Consider the following 18,663-nt stretch of genomic DNA (forward strand, 5'->3'; position numbering starts at 1 on the left):
ATTGTCTTTCTCATGAATAACAAGAAACTAATCGGCATTACGCTGGCAGCTACCGTGGCTTTTTCCACGATGAGCTGCAATCGGGACAAGTTCCTGGATATTAACACTACGCCCAACAGCCCCACGGCAGTATCGATGCCGGTACTGCTCACCAGCACGGTCATCAACACGGGCTTTTTGGCCACCAATGACTATGGCCGGGCTACTGCCCTTCTAACCCAGCAGTATGCGGGCATTGCCAACCAGCCGGCTGCTTACGACGTGTACATTCTGCGCGGCTCGTTCGACAACCAGTGGAACACGGAGCTTTACGGCGGCACCCTCATCAATTCGCAGACGCTGATTGATTTGGCAGCTACCAAAAACAGTCCTGCTTACAGTGGCATTGCGAAACTGCTGAAGGCCTACAACTTTTCGGTTGCTACTGACCTCTACGGCGATGTTCCGTACTCGCAGGCCCTGCAGGGCAATGCTAACCTGCACCCGCGCTACGACAAGCAGGAGGATATCTACAAAGGCAACAGCGCACTGGGCATCACCGGTCTGATTGACCTGGTGAAGGATGGTCTGGCTGACCTGGAAAAAACCAGCTCCGCCAAACCTGGCGTTTCGGATGACCCGGCCTATGGCAAATCAGCTGACAACATTGCGCAGTGGAAGAAAATGGGCAACATGCTGCTGCTCAAGTTCGCCAATACCATCAGCAACAGAGAGCCTGCTTTAGCTACGACCCTCATCAACGCGGCTTCCGCTAAAGCTTTCGCGGCTAACACTGATGACTTCGAGGTGCCTTTTGGCTCTTCTGTTGGCAACCAGAATCCGTTGTACCTGTACAACTTCGTTACCCGTCAGGACGACCAAATGCTGAGTCAGACCATTCTCGATAAGATGAATGCCAACAATGACCCGCGCCTGCCGATTTACTACACGCCTACGCCTACGCCTGCCACTACGCCCACAGCGGTTAACGCTACCGGCACCCCAACGAGAATTCCGGGCCCACTGGTTGGCGGAGTACCCACTCCCACAACGCTGACTTTTACGGGCTACATCAACGGCAACAACGTTCCCGTGCCTTCGCGTCCACTAGGCTACCGGTCGCGCTACAACACGTACATCACCGGCGTATCCGGCGAAGCTCCGGCTCGTCTGCTGACTAATGCACAGCGTTTGTTCATTCTAGCCGAATCGGCTCTGACCCTGCCCGGTGTTACCCTGCCCAATGGCAGCAATGCTCAGTCGCTCTACCAGGCGGGCATTAAGGCTTCGATGACCAAGGCCGGTATCACTTCCGCAGCCGTCGACGCTTACCTTTTGGCTAACCCAAGTGTAGCTATTCTTAGCGCGACCACGGAAACTGCCAAGGAGCAGATTATCACCCAAAAGTGGATTTCATGGGTTGGCAACGGTATCGAGGCTTACAACGATTACCGTCGCACCAGTTATCCCACGCTGGCTCCGGCATTGAACGCATCGGGAGATGACGCTACTTTGCCCAAACGGTTCCCCTACCCTCTCTCCGAGCTCACGGCTAACGCAGGCGCGGAGAACCAGGATGCCAGCATTCGCACCAGCGTAAAAGTATGGTGGGGCAAGTAGGCCGCCCATTTCTCACAGCAAAAATTACTTTTCTCATGAAAAAGCAACTTTTAAATGTATGCGTACTTGCGGTGCTGGCTTTGGGCTCGTTCTCCTGCAAGAAGGTATACGATGACAATAGCCTGGCCCCATTGGACCAAGCCTACGCGGCGATTCCGGTTACGGTAACCAATGCCAACTTCTTTGAGCGTTTCTACGTCGTGACGGCTACGGCACCTTCCGGTGCTTTCTCCATCACGTTCTCGATTCCTGCCGACAAAGGCAAAATCAAGGAAATCACCCGTGTTTCGACGGGGACCAGTGGATTGGCCCAGGTGCAGGATGGCTCAGCCGCCAAGGCTAGCCTGCTGTATAGCTGGAATGGGTTGACTGGTGCCGCTTCTGGCTCAGTAGTTACCCCTGGCAACGGGAGCAACACCATCACCTTCACATCAGACCTTGCTAAGTACACTGCTTACCGGACTCGGGTTGGCACGACACTGGCTCCAATTGCAGCCACTGCATCTACCAACCCACAGGCACCTAATCAAATCAACTTTTACTTCTTAATCACGCTGGAAGATGGCACCACCATCATTCCGCCGCTGGTGAGAGTACGTGCGATTTAATTACTGACAGGTCTTAAAACAAAGAACCCCGCCCAATTTGGGCGGGGTTCTTTGTTTTAAGACCTATTGGCAATTACAAAATATACTGGCTCAAATCCCGGTTTTTCACCATGTCATTCAGCCGCTCGTTCACGAGGGCGGCGGTGATGAGGATGCGGGCATTGGCCCCAATCTTGTCCGGCACGTCGTAGAGGATGTCGTTGAGCAGGCGGCTCATAACGGTGTGCAGGCGGCGAGCGCCAATGTTCTCGACCTCGGCATTGACCTCGAAGGCGATTTCGGCAATGCGCTCCAGGGCGGCATCATCAAAGGTTAGCTCAACCTCTTCGGCTTTGAGCAGGGCCTCATATTGCTTGGTGAGGGCATTTTTGGGGTCTTTGAGGATGCGGAAGAAGTCGTCCTTGGTCAGGCTTTGCAGCTCGACGCGGATGGGGAAGCGGCCCTGCAGCTCGGGAATGAGGTCGCTGGGCTTGGAGACGTGGAAAGCCCCGGCGGCGATGAACAGGATATGGTCGGTGTTGACGATGCCGTACTTGGTATTCACGGCCGAGCCTTCCACAATGGGCAGCAGGTCGCGCTGCACGCCCTGGCGGCTCACGTCGGGGCCGCCGCCGCCGTTTTTACCGCCGCTGCTGGCTACTTTATCAATTTCGTCGATGAAGATGATGCCCGCGTTTTCGCACTGGCGAACGGCTTCGTCCTTCACGTCGTCCATGTCGATGAGCTTGGCGGCTTCTTCGTCGAGGAGGAGCTTGCGGGCTTCGGCCACGGTCACTTTGCGCTTGCGGGTCTTTTTGGGCATCATGTTGCCCAGCATGTCCTGCAGGCCCGAGAGGGTGCCCTCGTCCATGCCGGGAGGTGCGCCCATCACGCCAATGCTGGGACCGGCCTGCGCCACCTGAATTTCGATTTTGCGGTCTTCGAGCTCGCCGTTCTTAATTTTCTGGCGAAACCGCTCGCGGGTACGCTCGTTTAGCTCGGCATCGGAATGGGGCACGTCATCGCCTCCCCCACCGCCAAAGCCGAGGCCGGTTTTGGCCCCGGCGGGCTGCTGGATGGCCGGAATCAGGGCATCGAGGATGAGTTCCTCCACGGCGTCGGCGGCCTGGGCTTTCACGGCTTCCTGGCGGCGGGCTTTCACGCGGTTGAAGGACTGTTCGGCCAGGTCGCGCACCATGCTCTCCACGTCGCGGCCCACGTAGCCCACTTCGGTGAACTTGCTGGCTTCCACTTTCACAAAAGGCGCATCGGCGAGGTTGGCCAGGCGGCGGGCAATTTCGGTTTTGCCCACGCCGGTGGCCCCAATCATGAGGATGTTGTTCGGGACGATTTCGGCCTGCATATCCAGCGGAGCGTGCAGACGGCGCCAGCGGTTGCGCAGGGCAATGGCCACGTGGCGCTTGGCCTCGTGCTGGCCGATGATGTATTTATCGAGCTCGGCCACGATTTGGGCCGGGGTGAGAAAATCTTGGTTGAGCATGGGAGGTGTACGGGAACGAGGTAATGAAAGAACGTCATGCAGCGCGCAGCGAAGCAGCTTGCCCGCAATAAGTAATCCAATCGATGGGTTTACTTACGGCGGGCAAGCTGCTTTGCTGCGCACTGCATGACGTTCTAAACAAACGGGACTTTATTCCTTCTTCTTAAACAGCGAATTAAAGTTGCGCGAGATGGTGAAATATTCGCTGGAACCGGCCGCCTGCAGGGTGGCGTGGGTATAATCAATCTGAAACGTGCTAATCTTCAGCATCACGCCAAAGGCCAGGCCGGCGCTGCCGCTGGTGTTGTCGAGGCGTAGCTCGCGGCGCTGCAAGTGGTTGTAGCCGGCCCGGAGCTGAAAGCCCTTGCCGAGGATGAGGGCGGCGCTGACGGTGAGGTGCCGGGCCAGGTTGTCGCCGAAGCTTTTGGTGGCTTTTTTCTCGTTGCCGCTGGCATCGAGGGGGCCGCGGGCATTGGGGTCGAGGTACTGAATGTCCCACTGCTGCAGGTGGTGGGCCGTGAGCGAGAAGCGCAGCGGCATGTGCTCGGGCTTCACGGTGGCCCCAATCTGCAAGTCGAGCGGCAGCCGGCCGCGCTCGGTGCCAGGGTAGGGCGAGAACTGATAGCCGGCATTTTTCACGGCCAGGCCCGCCGTGAAATCGGCCGTGGGGTGCTTGTACACCACGCCGGCATCGGCCACGCCGGCCAGCGAGCGGCTGCCCGCAATGCTGGATACGGCCAGCTTGGTAGTAGCCCCAAACGTGAATTTGCCCATGGTGTAGGAATCACTCACGCCCACGGTGTACTCGTTCACGCCGAACGTGCCGAGGCTGTTGCCGGCCGGGTCGTAGCTCTCGAAGCTGCCGTAGTTGAGGTAGGTGATGCCCACGCCGAAGCGGCCGGCCTTCTCGGTATTGAACACGTAGGCGGCGGTGCTCTGCTTGATATCGGCCAGGTAGGCCACGTAGCTCAGGGCCAGGCGGCCGTCCATGTCGGCGTTGAGCAGGGCCGGGTTGCCGTAGAGCATGGTGGGGTCGTCGTTGCGGTCCGAGACGCTCATGCCGCCCAGGGCCGCCAGGTGCGCACTCGGCGGCAGGTCCAGAAACGGAAACACGGTGCGGCCGCCCAGCTGCTGCGCGGCCACCGGACGCACGGCCAGACTAGCCCCAACAACACAAAAACCAATAATCCGGCGGGCGGAGAGGTGCTTCATTCTTCGAAGATAACAGGTGTAATTGTAGAACATGCTTTAGCTTGTTCCGGCTAGAACGGCCATCTCAACGCCGATTTAAGCGCGAAAGTATTCACCGCTCCAAGCGTAGTCAGCTGTCAGCTGATGGGAACAAGCTAAAGCATGTTCTACCCCCTACTGCACCTCCACGCTGGGGCCGACCACAGGCACGGGCTCGTCGCGCACGGGCAGCTTTTGCGGGTGCGGCACCAGCTCATCGAGCAGGGCTACGCGCAGCACGTCGTCCACCCGGTCGGCGTAGTGAATGGTGAGGCCTTTGAGGTAGTCTTCCTGGATTTCCTCGATGTCCTTACGGTTTTTGGGGCAGAGGATGATGTCCTTCATACCGGCCCGGCGGGCGGCCAGCAGCTTCTCCTTGATGCCGCCCACGGGCAGCACCTTGCCGCGCAGGGTGATTTCGCCGGTCATGGCCAAGCGCGGGCGCACCCGGCGCTGGGTGAAGGCCGAGGCCATGCTGGTGAAAATAGCAATGCCCGCGCTGGGTCCATCCTTGGGCACCGCGCCTTCGGGGAAGTGAATGTGCAGGTCGTACTGCTCAAACAGGCGGTAGTCGATACCGATTTCATCGGCCCGCGAGCGCAGGTAGGAAAGTGCCGTAATAGCCGATTCCTTCATCACATCACCGAGCTGGCCGCTGAGCGTGAGCTTGCCCCGGCCCCGGCTCAGCAGGCTTTCCACAAACAGGATGTCGCCGCCCACTGAGGTCCAGGCCAGGCCCGTTACCACGCCGGCCGTGTCGTTGTCTTGGTACTGGTCGCGGTCGAAAATGGCCGAGCCGAGGATTTTGCGCACGTCGGCCGGTTCTATCACCGCCGGCAGCAGTTCCTTGCCGGCCTTACGGCGGGCTAGGTTGCGGGTCACGGCGGCCAGCTTGCGCTCCAGGCCGCGCACGCCCGATTCCCGGGTGTAGTCGTCAGCCACGCGATGCAGGGCGGCATCGGTTATTTTCACTTCAGTTTCGCCCAGGCCATGGTCTTTCAATTGCTTAGGCCATAAGTGCTTGCGGGCAATCTGCACTTTTTCCTCCTGGGTGTAGCCGGTGAGGTCGATGATTTCCATACGGTCGCGCAGGGCGGGCTGAATGGTATCGAGCGAGTTGGCCGTGGCAATGAACAGGACCTTGCTCAGGTCATACTCCACTTCCAGGTAGTTATCGGTGAAGGTGGCGTTCTGCTCCGGGTCGAGCACTTCGAGCAGGGCCGAGCTGGGGTCGCCGCGAAAGTCGCTGCTCACCTTGTCAATCTCATCGAGAATAATGACCGGATTGGAGGTACCCGCCTTCTTAATCTGGGCGATAATACGGCCGGGCATGGCCCCCACGTAGGTTTTGCGGTGGCCTCGAATTTCGGCTTCGTCGCGCACGCCACCCAGGCTCATGCGGATGTACTTGCGGCCCATGGCAGCGGCAATGCTGCGGCCCAGGCTGGTTTTGCCCACGCCGGGCGGGCCGTAGAGGCACAGAATCGGCGCTTTCAAATCCTGCTTCAGCTTGAGCACGGCGATGTACTCCAAAATGCGCTCCTTCACCTTTTCGAGACCGAAGTGGTCGGCATCGAGGATTTTCTTGGTTTGCTTGAGGTTGAATTTGTCCTTGGTATACTCGCCCCAAGGCAGGTCGAGCAGGAACTCGACGTAGTTCATGTTCACCGAATAATCGGGGGCCATGGGGTTGGTGCGGGCCAGCTTCTCCATCTCCTTCTTGAAGTGGAGCGCCACGGCCTCGGGCCATTTCTTGGTTTCGGCGCGGGCCTTGAGGCGGTGCACGTCTTCCTCGGTGCCGTCCTGGCCCAGCTCATCCTGCAAGGTTTTGAGCTGCTGGCGCAGGAAATACTCGCGCTGCTGGGCATCAATCCCGGTGTGGGTTTTGGAGCGAATATCCTGCTTGATTTCGAGTAATTCAGCCTGGCTGAGGAGAGCTTCGAGGAGCAGACGGGCCTGTGCTTCGGGGTCGGCCAGCTCCAGGAGGCGCTGCTTGGCGGGCAGGTCGAGCTGCACGTTGCTGGACAGGAAGTGCGTGAGAAAAGCCGGCGACTGAATGCCGTCGAGCATGGCCCGGGCTTCCATCGGAATCTCGGGCGTGAGTTCCAGCACCTTGGTCGCGGCCTCGCGCAGGGCCTGCAACAGGCCAAACTCGCCGGGAATTTCGGGGTTTAGCGATACTTCGGGGAAATAGCTGACGCGGGCCACCAGCGGCGTAAAGCTCAGCTGTTCCTCAACCGTGAAGCGCACCTGACCCTGCAGGATGATGGTAATGTGGCCATCGGGCTGCTCCAGCAGCTTGAGAATACGGGCCAGCGTGCCCACGGATTGCAGCTCGTCGGTGGTGGGCTCGTCGGCGTCGGGGTTGAGCTGGGCTACTACGCCGAGGAGCTTGTCGGCGGCGTAGGCTTTGCGCACCAGCTTCACGCTTTTTTTGCGGGATACCGTTACGGGCAACACTACGCCCGGGAAGAGGACGGTGTTGCGCACTGCCAGCAGAGGCAGCGTGGGCGGGGCATCGTCGCCGCGCAGGAGGTGGTCGGGGTCGGCGGCCATAATGGCGATGGCTTCGGGTTGAGAGTTAGCGTCGCTAAATGTGCGAATCGGGGCCGCAGCGGAAGAATAAAGGGAAGCCAGATGCATGAACGGAGATAAAGCAGAAGCAGCGGCCGCAGGTGCCAGATTGGCAGTTTGCGGCCTTTCGATTGGGAAGATACAAGGTACGCTTTCCCGGCGCGTTTGGGCTTCAAGGGCCGTGCCAGCGGGCTAAAACCGCCAAAGCGGCGCACCAGCCCCCGGGGCGGATGCCGAATATGGCTAATTCGTTAAATTGTCGGCAACTTGCGCAATATTCTATGTTTAAAACTCTACCCATGTCGGCTTTATTGCGTCGAAGCTGGTTGCTGCTGAGCGCGGCCGCGTGGCTGCTGACTTCGCCCACGGCCCAGGCCCAGCGCCGGCCTACCCAACGGATTCCCGCCGCCGCCTCCCCTTCTGCCGACACTACCAGCGGCGGGGCTTCGGCCGCGCCCAAAAAGGCCGCCACCAGCCACCCGGCCGCCGCAGCTCCCAAGCCAGCCATAATGCCCGGCGCCTACCGCGTGCGCGGCCTCAACAGCCGCGTGAGCCGCAAGCTACACCTGCGGCCCGATGGCACTCCCGACTTCATCAACATCAACAAATACTCGTTTTTTGAGGATAAGAAGGCGCTGAAAGCCATTGCCAAAGCGGAAAAGCGCCGCCAGTACCACCAGACCCGGCTGCTGCTCGAAGACTACGTGGCCCGGTTCGGGCCGGTCAACTTCGAGAAGAATACCAACATGCTCTGGCGGCTGGGCCAGCTGCTGGAGCGCGACAGCCAGTCGGTGAAAGCCAAGGCCTACTACCGCCTGGCCCTGAAGCACAGCCGCGCCGATACCAAGCGCGTACAGCTCTACTACGACTCGCTGGAGCAGAAAAACACTGCCCTGTACGTGCCCCTGAAAACGTACTACGACCTGGTGGAGTACCGCAAGAACCTCAACACCTTCCACCCGCCCAAGGGCGTGTACACGAGCATGGGCGACGCCATCAACAGCAAGGCGGCCGACTACGGGCCGGCGCTGGCCGGCAACGACTCGCTGATAATCTTCAGCAGCAAGCGCAAGCGGCGTGGCCTGACCGGCGTGGTAGACGAGGACCTGTACACCTCGCACCGCGAGGGCGTGAGCTGGAGCGATGCCGAGCCGCTGCCCAAGCCCATCAACTCGCCCAACAACGAGGGCTCGGCCTGCCTGAGCAAGGACGGGAAAACCATTTACTTTGCCCGCTGCGAGTGCGCCACCTGCCACGGCAACTGCGACCTGTACACCGCCACGCGCGGCAAAGACGGCAAGTGGAGCGCCCCCAAAAGCCTGGGCCCCATGGTGAACTCGCTGGGTTGGGACTCGCAACCCACCCTCTCGCAGGGCGAGGATACGCTGTATTTCGCCTCGGACCGGCTGGGCGGCTTTGGGCTGTCGGACATTTACTACACCCACAAGCTGCGCGACGGACGCTGGAGCCCGGCCGAGAACGCGGGGCCGGTGGTGAACACACGCGAGAGCGAGGTGAGCCCGTTTTACCACCCGCTCTACCACGTGCTGTACTTCAGCTCGCGGGGGCAGCTGCTGAATTTTGGCGACTTCGACATTTACAAAACCTACCGCGTGGGCGGGCGCTGGCAGGAACCCAGGAACATTGGCCCGCTGGTGAACGGCAAGGGCTCGGAGTATTATTTCACCATCGACCGGGAAAGTAAAAACCTGTACTACGCCCGCTCGGAGGCGCAGGAAATCAACAACCTCGACCTCTACTCCTTCCCGCTGCCGATGGAGGCGCAGCCGCTGGCCACCACCAAGGTAGAGGGCACGCTGATGGACTCGGTGAGCAGCAAGCCGCTGAAGGGCATCGTGAGCATCATCGACACCGACAACGGCATTGAGGTGGCCAGCAAGTTTATCCGGCCCGATGGCACGTTTGACTTTGAGCTGATTGAAGGCTCGCACTACGCCATGCTGATTCAGAGCAACGACTTTTTCTCGGTCGAAAAGCAGTTTGCCCTGAAGGGCGACACAGTGATGACGCTGCTCACGAACAGCATCGACTACAAGCTGCCGCTCATTTTCAAGAACCTGGAGTTTGAGCAGGGCAAGGCGGCGGTGCTGCCCAGCATGCACAGCACGCTGGACCGCATCGCGCTGTTTCTGGTCGACCATCCCACGTTCCGGCTCAGCATCACGGGCCACACCGACACCAGCGGCGACCCCGACGTGAACGAGAAGCTCTCGCAGGACCGCGCCGAGGCAATCCGCCGCTACATCGAGCGCAAGGGCAAGATTGCCCCCAACCGCATCGAGAGTTTCGGCTACGGCTCCAGCCACCCGCTCAAAGACGAGGTGACCGAGGACGATGCCAAGGTGAATCGCCGCGTCGAGTTTAAGCTGGTGAGACCCGAAGCCAACGACAAGCCCGCCGACGGCGGCGGGGACTGGAAGTAGGTAGCGTTGACGCGGGGGACGGCTCGCCTACTCCACCGCTTCCACCCGCACGGTTTTGCCATTAAAAACGGCCGCTTCCCCCACCCGTAGGCCCTTCAGCGCCACGGCCACCGGGGCTGCGGGCGACACGGCAAACACGTCGGTACCGGGCAGCTGGCCGGCGCTGATGCTGATGTAGAAGCGGCCCATGCTCGTGTGCACAAGTGCGCCGGGCCGCACGGTGTCACAGGGCATTTCGGGGCTGATGCGGGCTAGCTCGGCCTGCAGCTGCTGGGCCTGCTGCATGTGGGCGGCGTTGCGGTCGCGCTCGGCGTTGGCCATTTCGCGGCCGGTTTCATACTTGTCGCCGGCGCTGCTCTTGGTTTCGGAGGAGGAGGATTCCTGGGCCGCCTGCATGGCGGTGCGGGCGGCGATGATGCGCTGCTCGATGAAGGCGTGGCAGGCGGCGTGGAGGGCGGGTTTGGTCATTAATTAGAGCGAATCTGAATCCAGGATATCCGGCCGTTGGACGCGGTTATTTTCGTTGGCTCGTCGGCCACTGTATATTTTCCAAGTTCAGGCTGTTTGAAGAAGATGTACGCTAAACCAGGTTTTTCCAGGTCGCCCGAAAAGGCCGTCTGGAATTTTGGAAGCATCATATTGGGAACCACCTGCACGGTGGGTAAGGCCGTTTTCAATTGGCCGGAGGTCGAACCAGCATGGATGCCGTTGGCCGTTTTATAGGCCGGATGAAACGCCAGCAAGCAGGCCACTTTTTTCTTGGTTTGCCAATCGACAAAGTATAGAAAAAGCTGCTGGTTACCCGATTTTACCACCATGCCACCGGGTTTAGCATTGGTATCATCGAAGCCATATGCCAGCAAGTGTACAGGCGTAAACGTACAGCCTCTGTAAAGCTCTTTCAGCTTGGCCACAGGCATTCCAATCCGCGCCTTGCCCACGGATTCCCCGGTAATTGTAGGCGTATCGGGAAAGTCAGCCGGTGGGCTTTGGCAGATGCTACCCGAGGCAATGAGCCAGCAACTGAAGAGGCTGAGAAACTTGAGCATGGGACTAAGTTAAAATGAATTCAGCGCGGCTTGCACTTTCTCGGTCCACTGTCTATCATCCGGCGCTACTACTAACACCCGAAAGCCGTGCCGCTCCCCTTCTATCCGCACGCCTTCCGAGTCGTCAATCAGCAAGTCGATGCCGAAGCTGGGTGGGTGCTTTGTGCAACGGGCCTGTACTTCACGGTCGTGCCGCTGCTGGTTCACCACCCCATCCAGCCGGATGCCGTGGAGCCAAAAGAGCCGCCGGATGCGCCAGGCGCTGCGGTAGGAAGTGGTGTACACCCACACTTCCCAGCCGCGCTGGCGGCAGGAATCGGTCAACTCTTTGATTCCGTGGCGTAGCTGTTCATTGCTCAATATACGAGCTAAGAAGCGCCGTTTGGGCGTTTCGAGAGGGAAGTCGTGGCCGCAGCGGATGAGGGTATTGTCGAGGTCGAAGGCGAGGCGCATTTAGTCAGCTCGTTCGCTATTTGCGGAGCGCCCGGCATTATTGCCACGGGCTTGCTCACGCCCCACCTCACAGAGCGCATGCAGCTCACGCTTGCGTTGCTGCAAATGCCAGACGATTTCCCGCTTTTCAGCGAAAGCCATTGCCTGCCAGCGGACGCGGTTTTCTGCGTCCTCATCGTAGTGGAGCGGCACAACCCGAAAAGCGGTTTTATCGAGGCGGAGCATGGCTAAAGTTACGGATTTCTACCCCGCCGCGATGAGCCCCTCCGCCACCTTCCTATCGTTCCCCAACCTCGGCACCTTGTTCTGCCCCCCCAGCCTTCCCAAGCTTTTCATGTAGCGATGGAAGGCCCCGGCGGGCAGCGCCGTGAGTTGCAGCGACACCAGGATATTACCCTTTCGCAAGTCATCATAATACGTGTTGCGGCGGCGTAGTGCGGTATCCAAGGCGGCGGCGAAGGCGGCGGGGTCGTGCGGGGGGCGGGCGAACTCCACCAGCCACTCGTGGCGCGAGGGCGTGGCGGGGTCGTCGCTCACGAGCGGGGCCACGGTGAATTCGGTGACTTCGACCTCGGGGGTTTGGGCCATGACTTCGCGCAGGGCCTGCTCCACCTCCTCCCCTATCACATGCTCGCCGAAGGCCGAGAGGAAGTGCTTGATGCGGCCCGTGACTACCACGCGGTGCGGCGCGAGGCTCACGAAGCGCACCGTGTCGCCGATGCTGTAGCCCCACAGGCCGGCATTGGAGGTGAGCACCACGGCGTAGTTTCGGTCCACCTCCACGTCGGCGATGGTGAGGCGGGGCGCGTCGGGCTCGAAAAATCGCTCGGTGGGCACGAATTCGTAGAAGATGCCGCTGTTCAGCAGCAGTAGCAGGCCCGGGTTGCCGGGCTCGTCTTGGAAGGCCAGGAAGCCCTCGGAGGCTGGGAATAGCTCGATACTGTCCACCGGCCGGCCGATGCTTTCGAAGAGCTTGGCGCGGTAGGGCTCGAAGTTGACGCCACCATAGACGAACAGGTTGAAATCGGGAAACAGGTCCTTTACGGGCCGGCCGGTGCGGGCCGTGAGGCGGTCGAAATACATCTGCACCCAGGGCGGAATGCCGGATATCAGCGTCATTTTCTCGCCCAGCGTTTCGTCCACGATGCGCTCCAGCTTGGTTTCCCAGTCTTCGATGATGTTGGTTTCGTAGCTGGGCAGTTGATTGCGGCGCAGGTAGGCGGGCACGTGGTGGTTGGCAATGCCCGAGAGCCGGCCCGTGCGGATGCCGTGGTGCATTTCCAGCGCCGGCGAGCCGGAGAGGAATATCAGCTTACCGTCGAGAAACCGGCTGCGACCGGTGCGGTAGATGTAGTAAAGCAGGGCATCCCTGGCCCCTTCAATGTGGTTCGGAATGCTGTCCTTCGTAATCGGAATGTATTTGGTGCCGCTGGTGGTGCCGCTGGTTTTGGCCAGGTACAGCGGCCGGCCGGGCCAGAGCACATCGGCCTCGCCGGCCTGGGTGCGGTCAAACCAGGGTTTTAGGGCCTCGTAGTCGCGCACGGGCACCTGGCGGGCCAGGTCGGCGGGCGTGCGGATGCCGCCCAGGTCGTGGGCGCGGCCGAAGGCGGTGCCGGCCGCCGTGGCCGTCAGCTTCGCCAGCAGCTCGCGCTGGGTGGTTTCGGGGCGGTGCTGCCAGCGTTGGTAGCGCCGGGCAATGTAGCGGGCCAGGGGCTGGCTCAGCGTGGCTTTTAGTCCCATGGATGCGATGTAAAAGGCCGTTGGAAGGGCTGCGAAGGTACGTTGGGCCGGATGCGCGGTTTTCCGGAAGACAACCTCGCTACCTTGCGGCCGTTAGCAATTGACGGCCGCGCTGTTTTTTCGGACGGCAAGCTAAAGCTTACCTCACTCATTTACTCACTTACTCATTTACCACATCATGGCAGACCATGCAGGCAAAGCCGTCTGGAACGGCGACATCAAAGGCAGCGGTACCCTCACCACCGACAGCGGCGCGCTGAATGCACCCTACTCCGTGGGTAGCCGCTTCGAAGGCAAGCAGGGCACCAACCCCGAAGAACTCATCGGCGCGGCCCACGCCGGCTGCTACACCATGTACCTCACCAGCGTGCTCACCAAGCACGGCCACACGGTGCAAAACATCACCACCACCAGCACCGTGACGATGAACCCCAACAACGGCCATCCCGTCATCGAGCACATCCACGTGAGCACCGAAGGCCACGTCACGGGCGGCAACATCACGGCCGACGACTTCCAAAAGCACGCCGAAGACGCCAAGGAAAACTGCCCGGTATCGAAAGTACTGAGCGCCGTGCCCAAAATGACGCTGGAAGCGAAATTCGCGGGCTAGACCCGTAGCTGAACCTAAGACGTAAGAACGTCATGCTGAGCACAGCCGAAGCATCTCGCTCGGGGCAGTAATCCAATCGCAAGAAAAGATTTACCACCCCACGCGAGATGCTTCGGCTCCGCTCAGCATGACGTTCTTATTTTTGCAGGTTGCACGTTCTTTTCAGCCCTGATAAACAACAACCCGCTCCTGCCCCTTAAATTTGCCCTTATGCCCACTGGTACCACCCGCATCCGCCTTCGCCCCGCCAACACTTCCCGCGTTCCGTTCTGGGGCCAGCTCGCCATTGGCCTGTTCTGGCTGGCCTACGTACTGTTTGGCATATTGAGCGACACCGGCGCGCAGGATTACCACTTTCTGCACTGGGTGTTCCTGGTTTTCACGTTCGTGTACCTCGGCTACGTACTGGTGAACAACGCCCCCATCTTCGGCACCCAGAGCTACCTCGAGTTCACGCCCGGCTACATTGTGCACAAAAACGGCCTGTTCCGCCCCAAGCAGGTTTTCGCCGCCGAAAACATTGCCGCCCTGGAGCTGAAGCCCATGGTATTGCGCGTGCGCCAGAAAGACGGCGAAATATACGCCCTCAACCTGCGCGAAGTGAAAGGCAAAATGCGTAAGATGAGCTTCCGCGAGCAAGTGCGAGCATTTGCCGCCAAGTATAACCTGCCCTTGCAGGAAGTGAGCCCGACGGCGGCGGCGTAAAGCTATTCGAAAAGTGGAGCAAGCGGCAGCTCAACGCCAATAGCCGGGTCAATGAGCGTTTCGCCGTCGTGGAAAAACGTGTACTTGCCAGGAGCATTGTACACGAAAATACCGCTCACTTCCGGCAGCACAATCCAGCAGGACTTTACCCCAGCCTGAAAATAGGCGTTGGCCTTACCAATCAGTTCACTGAGCGCCTGCGAAGGTGATAGAATCTCAATAGTTGTGAGCGGCAATTGTTGCGCTACGATACTATCATTGGCCATATCGGCAGCCATTGCAGGGAAAATACCGATGTCCGGCACCATTATTCGGCCTGCCACTTCTATGTTGATTTCCGACATAAAGCGAAACTGCTTCCGGTAGCGGGATTTCAACTCAAATATCGAATTGGCTTGGACAATGCTATGGTTCAGGCTGGGCATGGGTTTTCCGCGTTCGAGCTCGTAGTCGGAAATTTCCGGGGCAAGGGTTTCCATAGGGCGAAGGTTTTCCCAAATATAACGTGCCCTTGCCGGAAACGGTGCCCCTACTTCTTGGCGAATTTTTTGCGCAGCTCATCCACCTGGTCGCGGAATTTTTTGTCTGAATCGACCAAATCCGACACGGTTTGCACCGAGTGCATCACGGTGGTGTGGTCGCGCCCGCCGAAGTGGAAACCGATGGTTTTCAGCGTATGGGCGGTATGGTGCTTGGCAAAATACATGGCCACCTGCCGGGCCGTCACCACTTCCTTTTTGCGGGTTTTGTCCTTCAGCAAGTCCACCGAGATGCCGAAATATGCGGCCACGGTTTTCTGAATGAAGTCGAGGTTGACCTCGGCCTCCACTTCCTCAATGATGTGGCGCAGGGCCTGCTTCACCATTTCCAGGTCGATGTCGCGGCGGCTCAGGCTGCTTTGGGCTACCAGCGAGGCGATGACGCCTTCCAGCTCGCGCACGTTGGTGTGCACCGAATTGGCCAGGTAATCAACCACATGGTCCGGCGGAATATCAATTCCGTCCTGCTCCATTTTGTTGCGGATAATGGCTACCCGCGTCTCAAAGTCCGGGCTTTGCACATCGGCCGTCAGGCCCCACTTGAAACGGTTCAGCAGGCGGTCTTCCAGGCCCAGCAGGTCCTTGGGGGGCCGGTCGGAGGTCATCACAATCTGCTTGCCTGACTGGTGCAAGTGGTTGAAGATGTGGAAGAACATCTCCTGGGTCTTGCCCTTGTTAGCCAGAAACTGCACATCGTCCAGAATCAGGGCATCGACCTGCAGATAGAAGTTCGCGAAGTCCTGCACCTGCGCGCGCTGCACGCTGTCGATGAACTGATTTGTGAACTTCTCGGCTGATACGTAGAGCACGAACCGCTCGGGCGCGGTGGCCTTAATGTGGTTGCCGATGGCCTGCACGAGGTGGGTTTTGCCCAAGCCCACGCCGCCGTACACCATCAGCGGGTTGAAGCTGGTGGTGCCGGGCTTGTTGGCCACGGCGAGGCCGGCCGAGCGAGCCAGGCGGTTGCAGTCGCCCTCAATGTAATTGTCGAAGGTATAGGAGCCGTTGAGCTGCGACGGTACTAGGTTGCCATCCACGGGCTTGGCCTGGTCGAAGGGGTTGCGGGGCGGGGACATGGTGTCGGCCCCGCCGCCGTTGGCGAAGTTATTGCCGCGCGGCGTGGTGCGCACCGCGCCCGAGTTCACGTAGCGGGCCGAGGCGGCGCGGGCGCTGCCGGCCAGTGGGTTGCCCATGGCGGGCGTGCCTGGCATGGGCTGGGGCGCGTCGCGCGGGTCGGGGGCGGCCTGCTTGCGGGTGGGCGGCAGGTGCAGGGCGCGGGGCGGCGTCTGGTCGTTGCCCTGGTCTACCACCACGCTGTATTCGAGGCGGCCTTCGGAGCCCAGCTGCTGGTAGAGGGCGCGGCGCAGCTCGTCCACGTAATGCTCTTCCAGCCAGTCGTAGAAATAGGCGCTCGGCACCTGAATGGTGAGCACATTGCCTTTCAGCTCGACCGGCACAATGGGCTGGAACCAGGTCCTAAAGCTCTGCTCCCCGATTTCCGCCGAGATGCTGCGCAAGCAGCCAGCCCAAACCGTGCGAAAATCCTTGAGCATTTGAACGATTGAAAGGAAACCGGCGAAAAACCGGGAGCAAAAAGAGAGCCGAAATCAGCCACCCGAGCCGGGCGTTATTTTTTAGAGGGGGACAAAATTGTGGAAAACTTCGCACTTAAAAAAGCCGAAATAGCCTTGTGTATGTCGTGCTTTTAGCAGGCGGCCCGAACCGGCACTACGGCGGCACTTGCCAGCCCGGCGCGCTTATTTTTTATTGAGAATTCGTAATCCAGTCGGCCCAGGTTGATGCCCGACCAACCCACCTGGTTGATGAGGGTGGCGTGGCCGTCGGGACTGGCGATGGGCTCGGGCGCGGCCATAAACGTGTGGGTGTGCCCGCCCAGTATGAGGTCGATGCCGGAAACCTGGGCAGCCAGCTTGCGGTCGTCGAGCTTATCGTTTTCGTACTTGTAGCCCAGGTGCGAAAGGCAGATAACGAGGTCGCAGCGCTCGGGGCCGCGCAGCTGGGCGGCCATTTCTTTGGCTTTGGCCACGGGGTCGAGGTAGATGGTCTGGCCAAAGTTTTTATCGGCCACCAGTCCGCTCAGCTCGATGCCGATGCCAAATACGCCGATGCGAATGCCCTGTTTCTCAAATACCTTATAAGGAGCGAAGCGGCCGGCCAGCGGAGTTTTCGAGAAGTCGTAGTTAGCGATGAGGAAGGGGAAGGTGGCGTTGGGCAGCTGGCGCTGCAGGCCGTCTAGGCCGTTGTCGAAGTCGTGGTTGCCGAGGGTGCTGGCGTCGTAGCCCATCTGGCTCATCAGCTTATACTCCAACTCGCCGCCGAAGAAGTTGAAGTACGGCGTGCCCTGGAAGATGTCGCCCGAGTCGAGCAGCAGCACGTTGGGCTCTTGGGCCCGAACTTCCTTGATAAGTGCCGCGCGCCGGGCCATGCCGCCCAGCCCGGCCCACTGCCCGCCATTGTCGGGAAAAGGCTCAATGCGCGAGTGCATGTCGTTGGTATGCAGAATGGTGAGCTTGAGCGGAGCCTTGGCAGTGGTGGCTGCGGCAGCCGAGTTGGCCAGACCGCCCAGCACGGTGAGGCCGGCGGTACCGAGGAAGGAATTGCGGAGAAATTCGCGACGCTGCATATTCAGTGTTGAGTTTTGAATGTTGAGGGTTGAATGATTAAGGTGGAGTGAGTCTGGTTACGGAGCATTTTAGTGCCAGCGCATTCAACCCTCAACACTTAACATTCAACCCTAATTAGCCTTCACGCGGCCTTCGACCCGGGCCGTGACCGGCTTGCCGGCTTTGGTGAGGGCACGGACATGGTCGGCGATGGCGGTGCGGAGCAGCACGTTGGTGTGGCGCGGCGTGAGAATTTTAAAGAACGAGAGGTTATCGCCGCCCGTAGCCAGGTAGTCGGAGATGGCAATGGGATAGGTGCGCGAATCGTTCACATCGAAAGGTTGGTCGCCGATGCGGATATCCTTGGGCATACCATCGAAGGTGACCGAGTAGGTAGCGCCGGATATGGCCATTTTGATGTGCGCGGCGTAGTCAAACAGCTGCTGCACCACGGGGCCGGGGGCGTCGAGGACTACCAGCTCATTCTCAAACGGCATCAGCTCGAACACCGAACCAAGCGTGACGGGGCCGGCCGCGAAGCCGGCGCGCAGGCCGCCGTTGGTCATTACGCCCAGCGCGATGGGCTGCTTGAGCTCGGCGCTGGCGCGCTCGCGCTGCAGGTCGGCCACGAAGTTGGACAAGGGGTTTTCGCCGGCGGCTTTGGTGAGCGCGACGGGGGCGGTACCGAGCACCTCGGCCATCTGGGCGGTCACCTTGTCGTGGTAGGGCGCGATGAGGGCCGCAATGGCGGGGTCCTCGGCCTGGGTTTTGCCCACCACCTGGCTCGTGGCGGGCACGAAATGGGCTGTGGGAGCGTAGGCGGCGCGCTGGCAGGCGGGGGCCAGGGCCAAAGCCAGCAACAGCGGGGCAAAGGCAGCCCGGAATGAGTAATTAAACATGAAATGCGAGCGGAAGCAGACGGTGCCCGGTAGACCCCGGGCTAGGTTAACGCAAAGCTACGATGTGAACCCGTCCGCCGCCCACCGGTTGCCCCGACATGGCGGC

Annotated in this window: 17 protein-coding genes; 5 read left to right on the forward strand and 12 right to left on the reverse strand. The window is 60.1% G+C overall.

The window, feature by feature from the left end:
• The first annotated feature begins 12 nt into the window (after nt 1-12).
• Both HBN54_RS03685 and HBN54_RS03690 read left to right on the forward strand, forming a co-directional pair.
• A complete protein-coding gene (locus HBN54_RS03685) occupies nt 13-1,599 on the forward strand; it encodes a SusD/RagB family nutrient-binding outer membrane lipoprotein (RefSeq protein WP_235955382.1) in 1,587 nt (528 codons plus the stop codon).
• A 35-nt stretch (nt 1,600-1,634) separates the two neighbouring features.
• On the forward strand, nt 1,635-2,207 hold the full coding sequence (locus tag HBN54_RS03690; RefSeq protein WP_168671814.1) for a hypothetical protein: 573 nt from the start codon (nt 1,635-1,637) through the stop codon (nt 2,205-2,207).
• Between the two features lie 73 nt (nt 2,208-2,280).
• On the opposite strand, the gene hslU is transcribed toward HBN54_RS03690, so the two are convergent.
• The 3 genes from hslU to lon all read right to left on the reverse strand — a co-directional run bounded on the left by hslU (nt 2,281) and on the right by lon (nt 7,473).
• The gene (gene hslU / locus HBN54_RS03695; protein WP_168671815.1) at nt 2,281-3,687 is read right to left on the reverse strand and encodes an ATP-dependent protease ATPase subunit HslU; all 1,407 of its coding nucleotides are present in this window, start codon (nt 3,685-3,687) and stop codon (nt 2,281-2,283) included.
• Between the two features lie 150 nt (nt 3,688-3,837).
• Nucleotides 3,838-4,899 carry a type IX secretion system protein PorQ gene (porQ, locus tag HBN54_RS03700; protein ID WP_168671816.1) on the reverse strand — a complete coding sequence of 354 codons (1,062 nt, stop codon included), beginning with the start codon at nt 4,897-4,899 and terminating at the stop codon, nt 3,838-3,840.
• A 153-nt stretch (nt 4,900-5,052) separates the two neighbouring features.
• Nucleotides 5,053-7,473 (reverse strand): endopeptidase La, encoded by a 2,421-nt coding sequence (gene lon / locus HBN54_RS03705; protein WP_168672283.1) that lies wholly within the window; start codon nt 7,471-7,473, stop codon nt 5,053-5,055.
• 299 nt (nt 7,474-7,772) lie between these two features.
• Here lon and HBN54_RS03710 point away from each other — a divergent pair, with 299 nt between their 5' ends.
• Nucleotides 7,773-9,935: an OmpA family protein gene (locus HBN54_RS03710; protein ID WP_235955383.1), complete on the forward strand. Its 2,163-nt coding sequence runs from the start codon at nt 7,773-7,775 to the stop codon at nt 9,933-9,935.
• 27 nt (nt 9,936-9,962) lie between these two features.
• On the opposite strand, the gene HBN54_RS03715 is transcribed toward HBN54_RS03710, so the two are convergent.
• The 5 genes from HBN54_RS03715 to HBN54_RS03735 are packed head-to-tail and all read right to left on the reverse strand — an operon-like array spanning nt 9,963 to nt 13,177.
• On the reverse strand, nt 9,963-10,403 hold the full coding sequence (locus HBN54_RS03715; RefSeq protein ID WP_168671817.1) for a 3-oxoacyl-ACP synthase: 441 nt from the start codon (nt 10,401-10,403) through the stop codon (nt 9,963-9,965).
• Nucleotides 10,403-10,984 carry a hypothetical protein gene (locus tag HBN54_RS03720; RefSeq protein WP_168671818.1) on the reverse strand — a complete coding sequence of 194 codons (582 nt, stop codon included), beginning with the start codon at nt 10,982-10,984 and terminating at the stop codon, nt 10,403-10,405. The genes HBN54_RS03715 and HBN54_RS03720 overlap by 1 nt, the downstream gene beginning before the upstream one ends.
• 9 nt (nt 10,985-10,993) lie before the next feature.
• The gene (locus HBN54_RS03725; protein WP_168671819.1) at nt 10,994-11,437 is read right to left on the reverse strand and encodes an HAD family hydrolase; all 444 of its coding nucleotides are present in this window, start codon (nt 11,435-11,437) and stop codon (nt 10,994-10,996) included.
• A complete protein-coding gene (locus HBN54_RS03730; protein WP_168671820.1) occupies nt 11,438-11,662 on the reverse strand; it encodes a hypothetical protein in 225 nt (74 codons plus the stop codon).
• Nucleotides 11,663-11,680: 18 nt separating this feature from the next.
• On the reverse strand, nt 11,681-13,177 hold the full coding sequence (locus tag HBN54_RS03735; protein WP_168671821.1) for a GH3 family domain-containing protein: 1,497 nt from the start codon (nt 13,175-13,177) through the stop codon (nt 11,681-11,683).
• 178 nt (nt 13,178-13,355) lie between these two features.
• Here HBN54_RS03735 and HBN54_RS03740 point away from each other — a divergent pair, with 178 nt between their 5' ends.
• Nucleotides 13,356-13,790, forward strand: a complete 435-nt coding sequence (locus HBN54_RS03740; protein ID WP_168671822.1) for an OsmC family peroxiredoxin — start codon at nt 13,356-13,358, stop codon at nt 13,788-13,790.
• A gap of 210 nt (nt 13,791-14,000) precedes the next feature.
• Nucleotides 14,001-14,495: a hypothetical protein gene (locus HBN54_RS03745; protein ID WP_168671823.1), complete on the forward strand. Its 495-nt coding sequence runs from the start codon at nt 14,001-14,003 to the stop codon at nt 14,493-14,495.
• 2 nt (nt 14,496-14,497) lie between these two features.
• On the opposite strand, the gene HBN54_RS03750 is transcribed toward HBN54_RS03745, so the two are convergent.
• The 4 genes from HBN54_RS03750 to HBN54_RS03765 form a co-directional block, all read right to left on the reverse strand.
• Nucleotides 14,498-14,974 carry a Uma2 family endonuclease gene (locus HBN54_RS03750; protein ID WP_168671824.1) on the reverse strand — a complete coding sequence of 159 codons (477 nt, stop codon included), beginning with the start codon at nt 14,972-14,974 and terminating at the stop codon, nt 14,498-14,500.
• 50 nt (nt 14,975-15,024) lie between these two features.
• Entirely contained in the window at nt 15,025-16,587 is a 1,563-nt protein-coding gene (gene dnaA, locus HBN54_RS03755) for a chromosomal replication initiator protein DnaA (protein WP_168671825.1), read from the reverse strand.
• Nucleotides 16,588-16,739: 152 nt separating this feature from the next.
• The gene (locus HBN54_RS03760; RefSeq protein ID WP_168671826.1) at nt 16,740-17,678 is read right to left on the reverse strand and encodes a bifunctional metallophosphatase/5'-nucleotidase; all 939 of its coding nucleotides are present in this window, start codon (nt 17,676-17,678) and stop codon (nt 16,740-16,742) included.
• Nucleotides 17,679-17,789: 111 nt separating this feature from the next.
• Entirely contained in the window at nt 17,790-18,557 is a 768-nt protein-coding gene (locus HBN54_RS03765; protein WP_168671827.1) for a 5'-nucleotidase C-terminal domain-containing protein, read from the reverse strand.
• Nucleotides 18,558-18,663 lie beyond the last annotated feature (106 nt).

This window comes from Hymenobacter artigasi (assembly GCF_012275535.1).
Lineage (GTDB): Bacteria > Bacteroidota > Bacteroidia > Cytophagales > Hymenobacteraceae > Hymenobacter > Hymenobacter artigasi.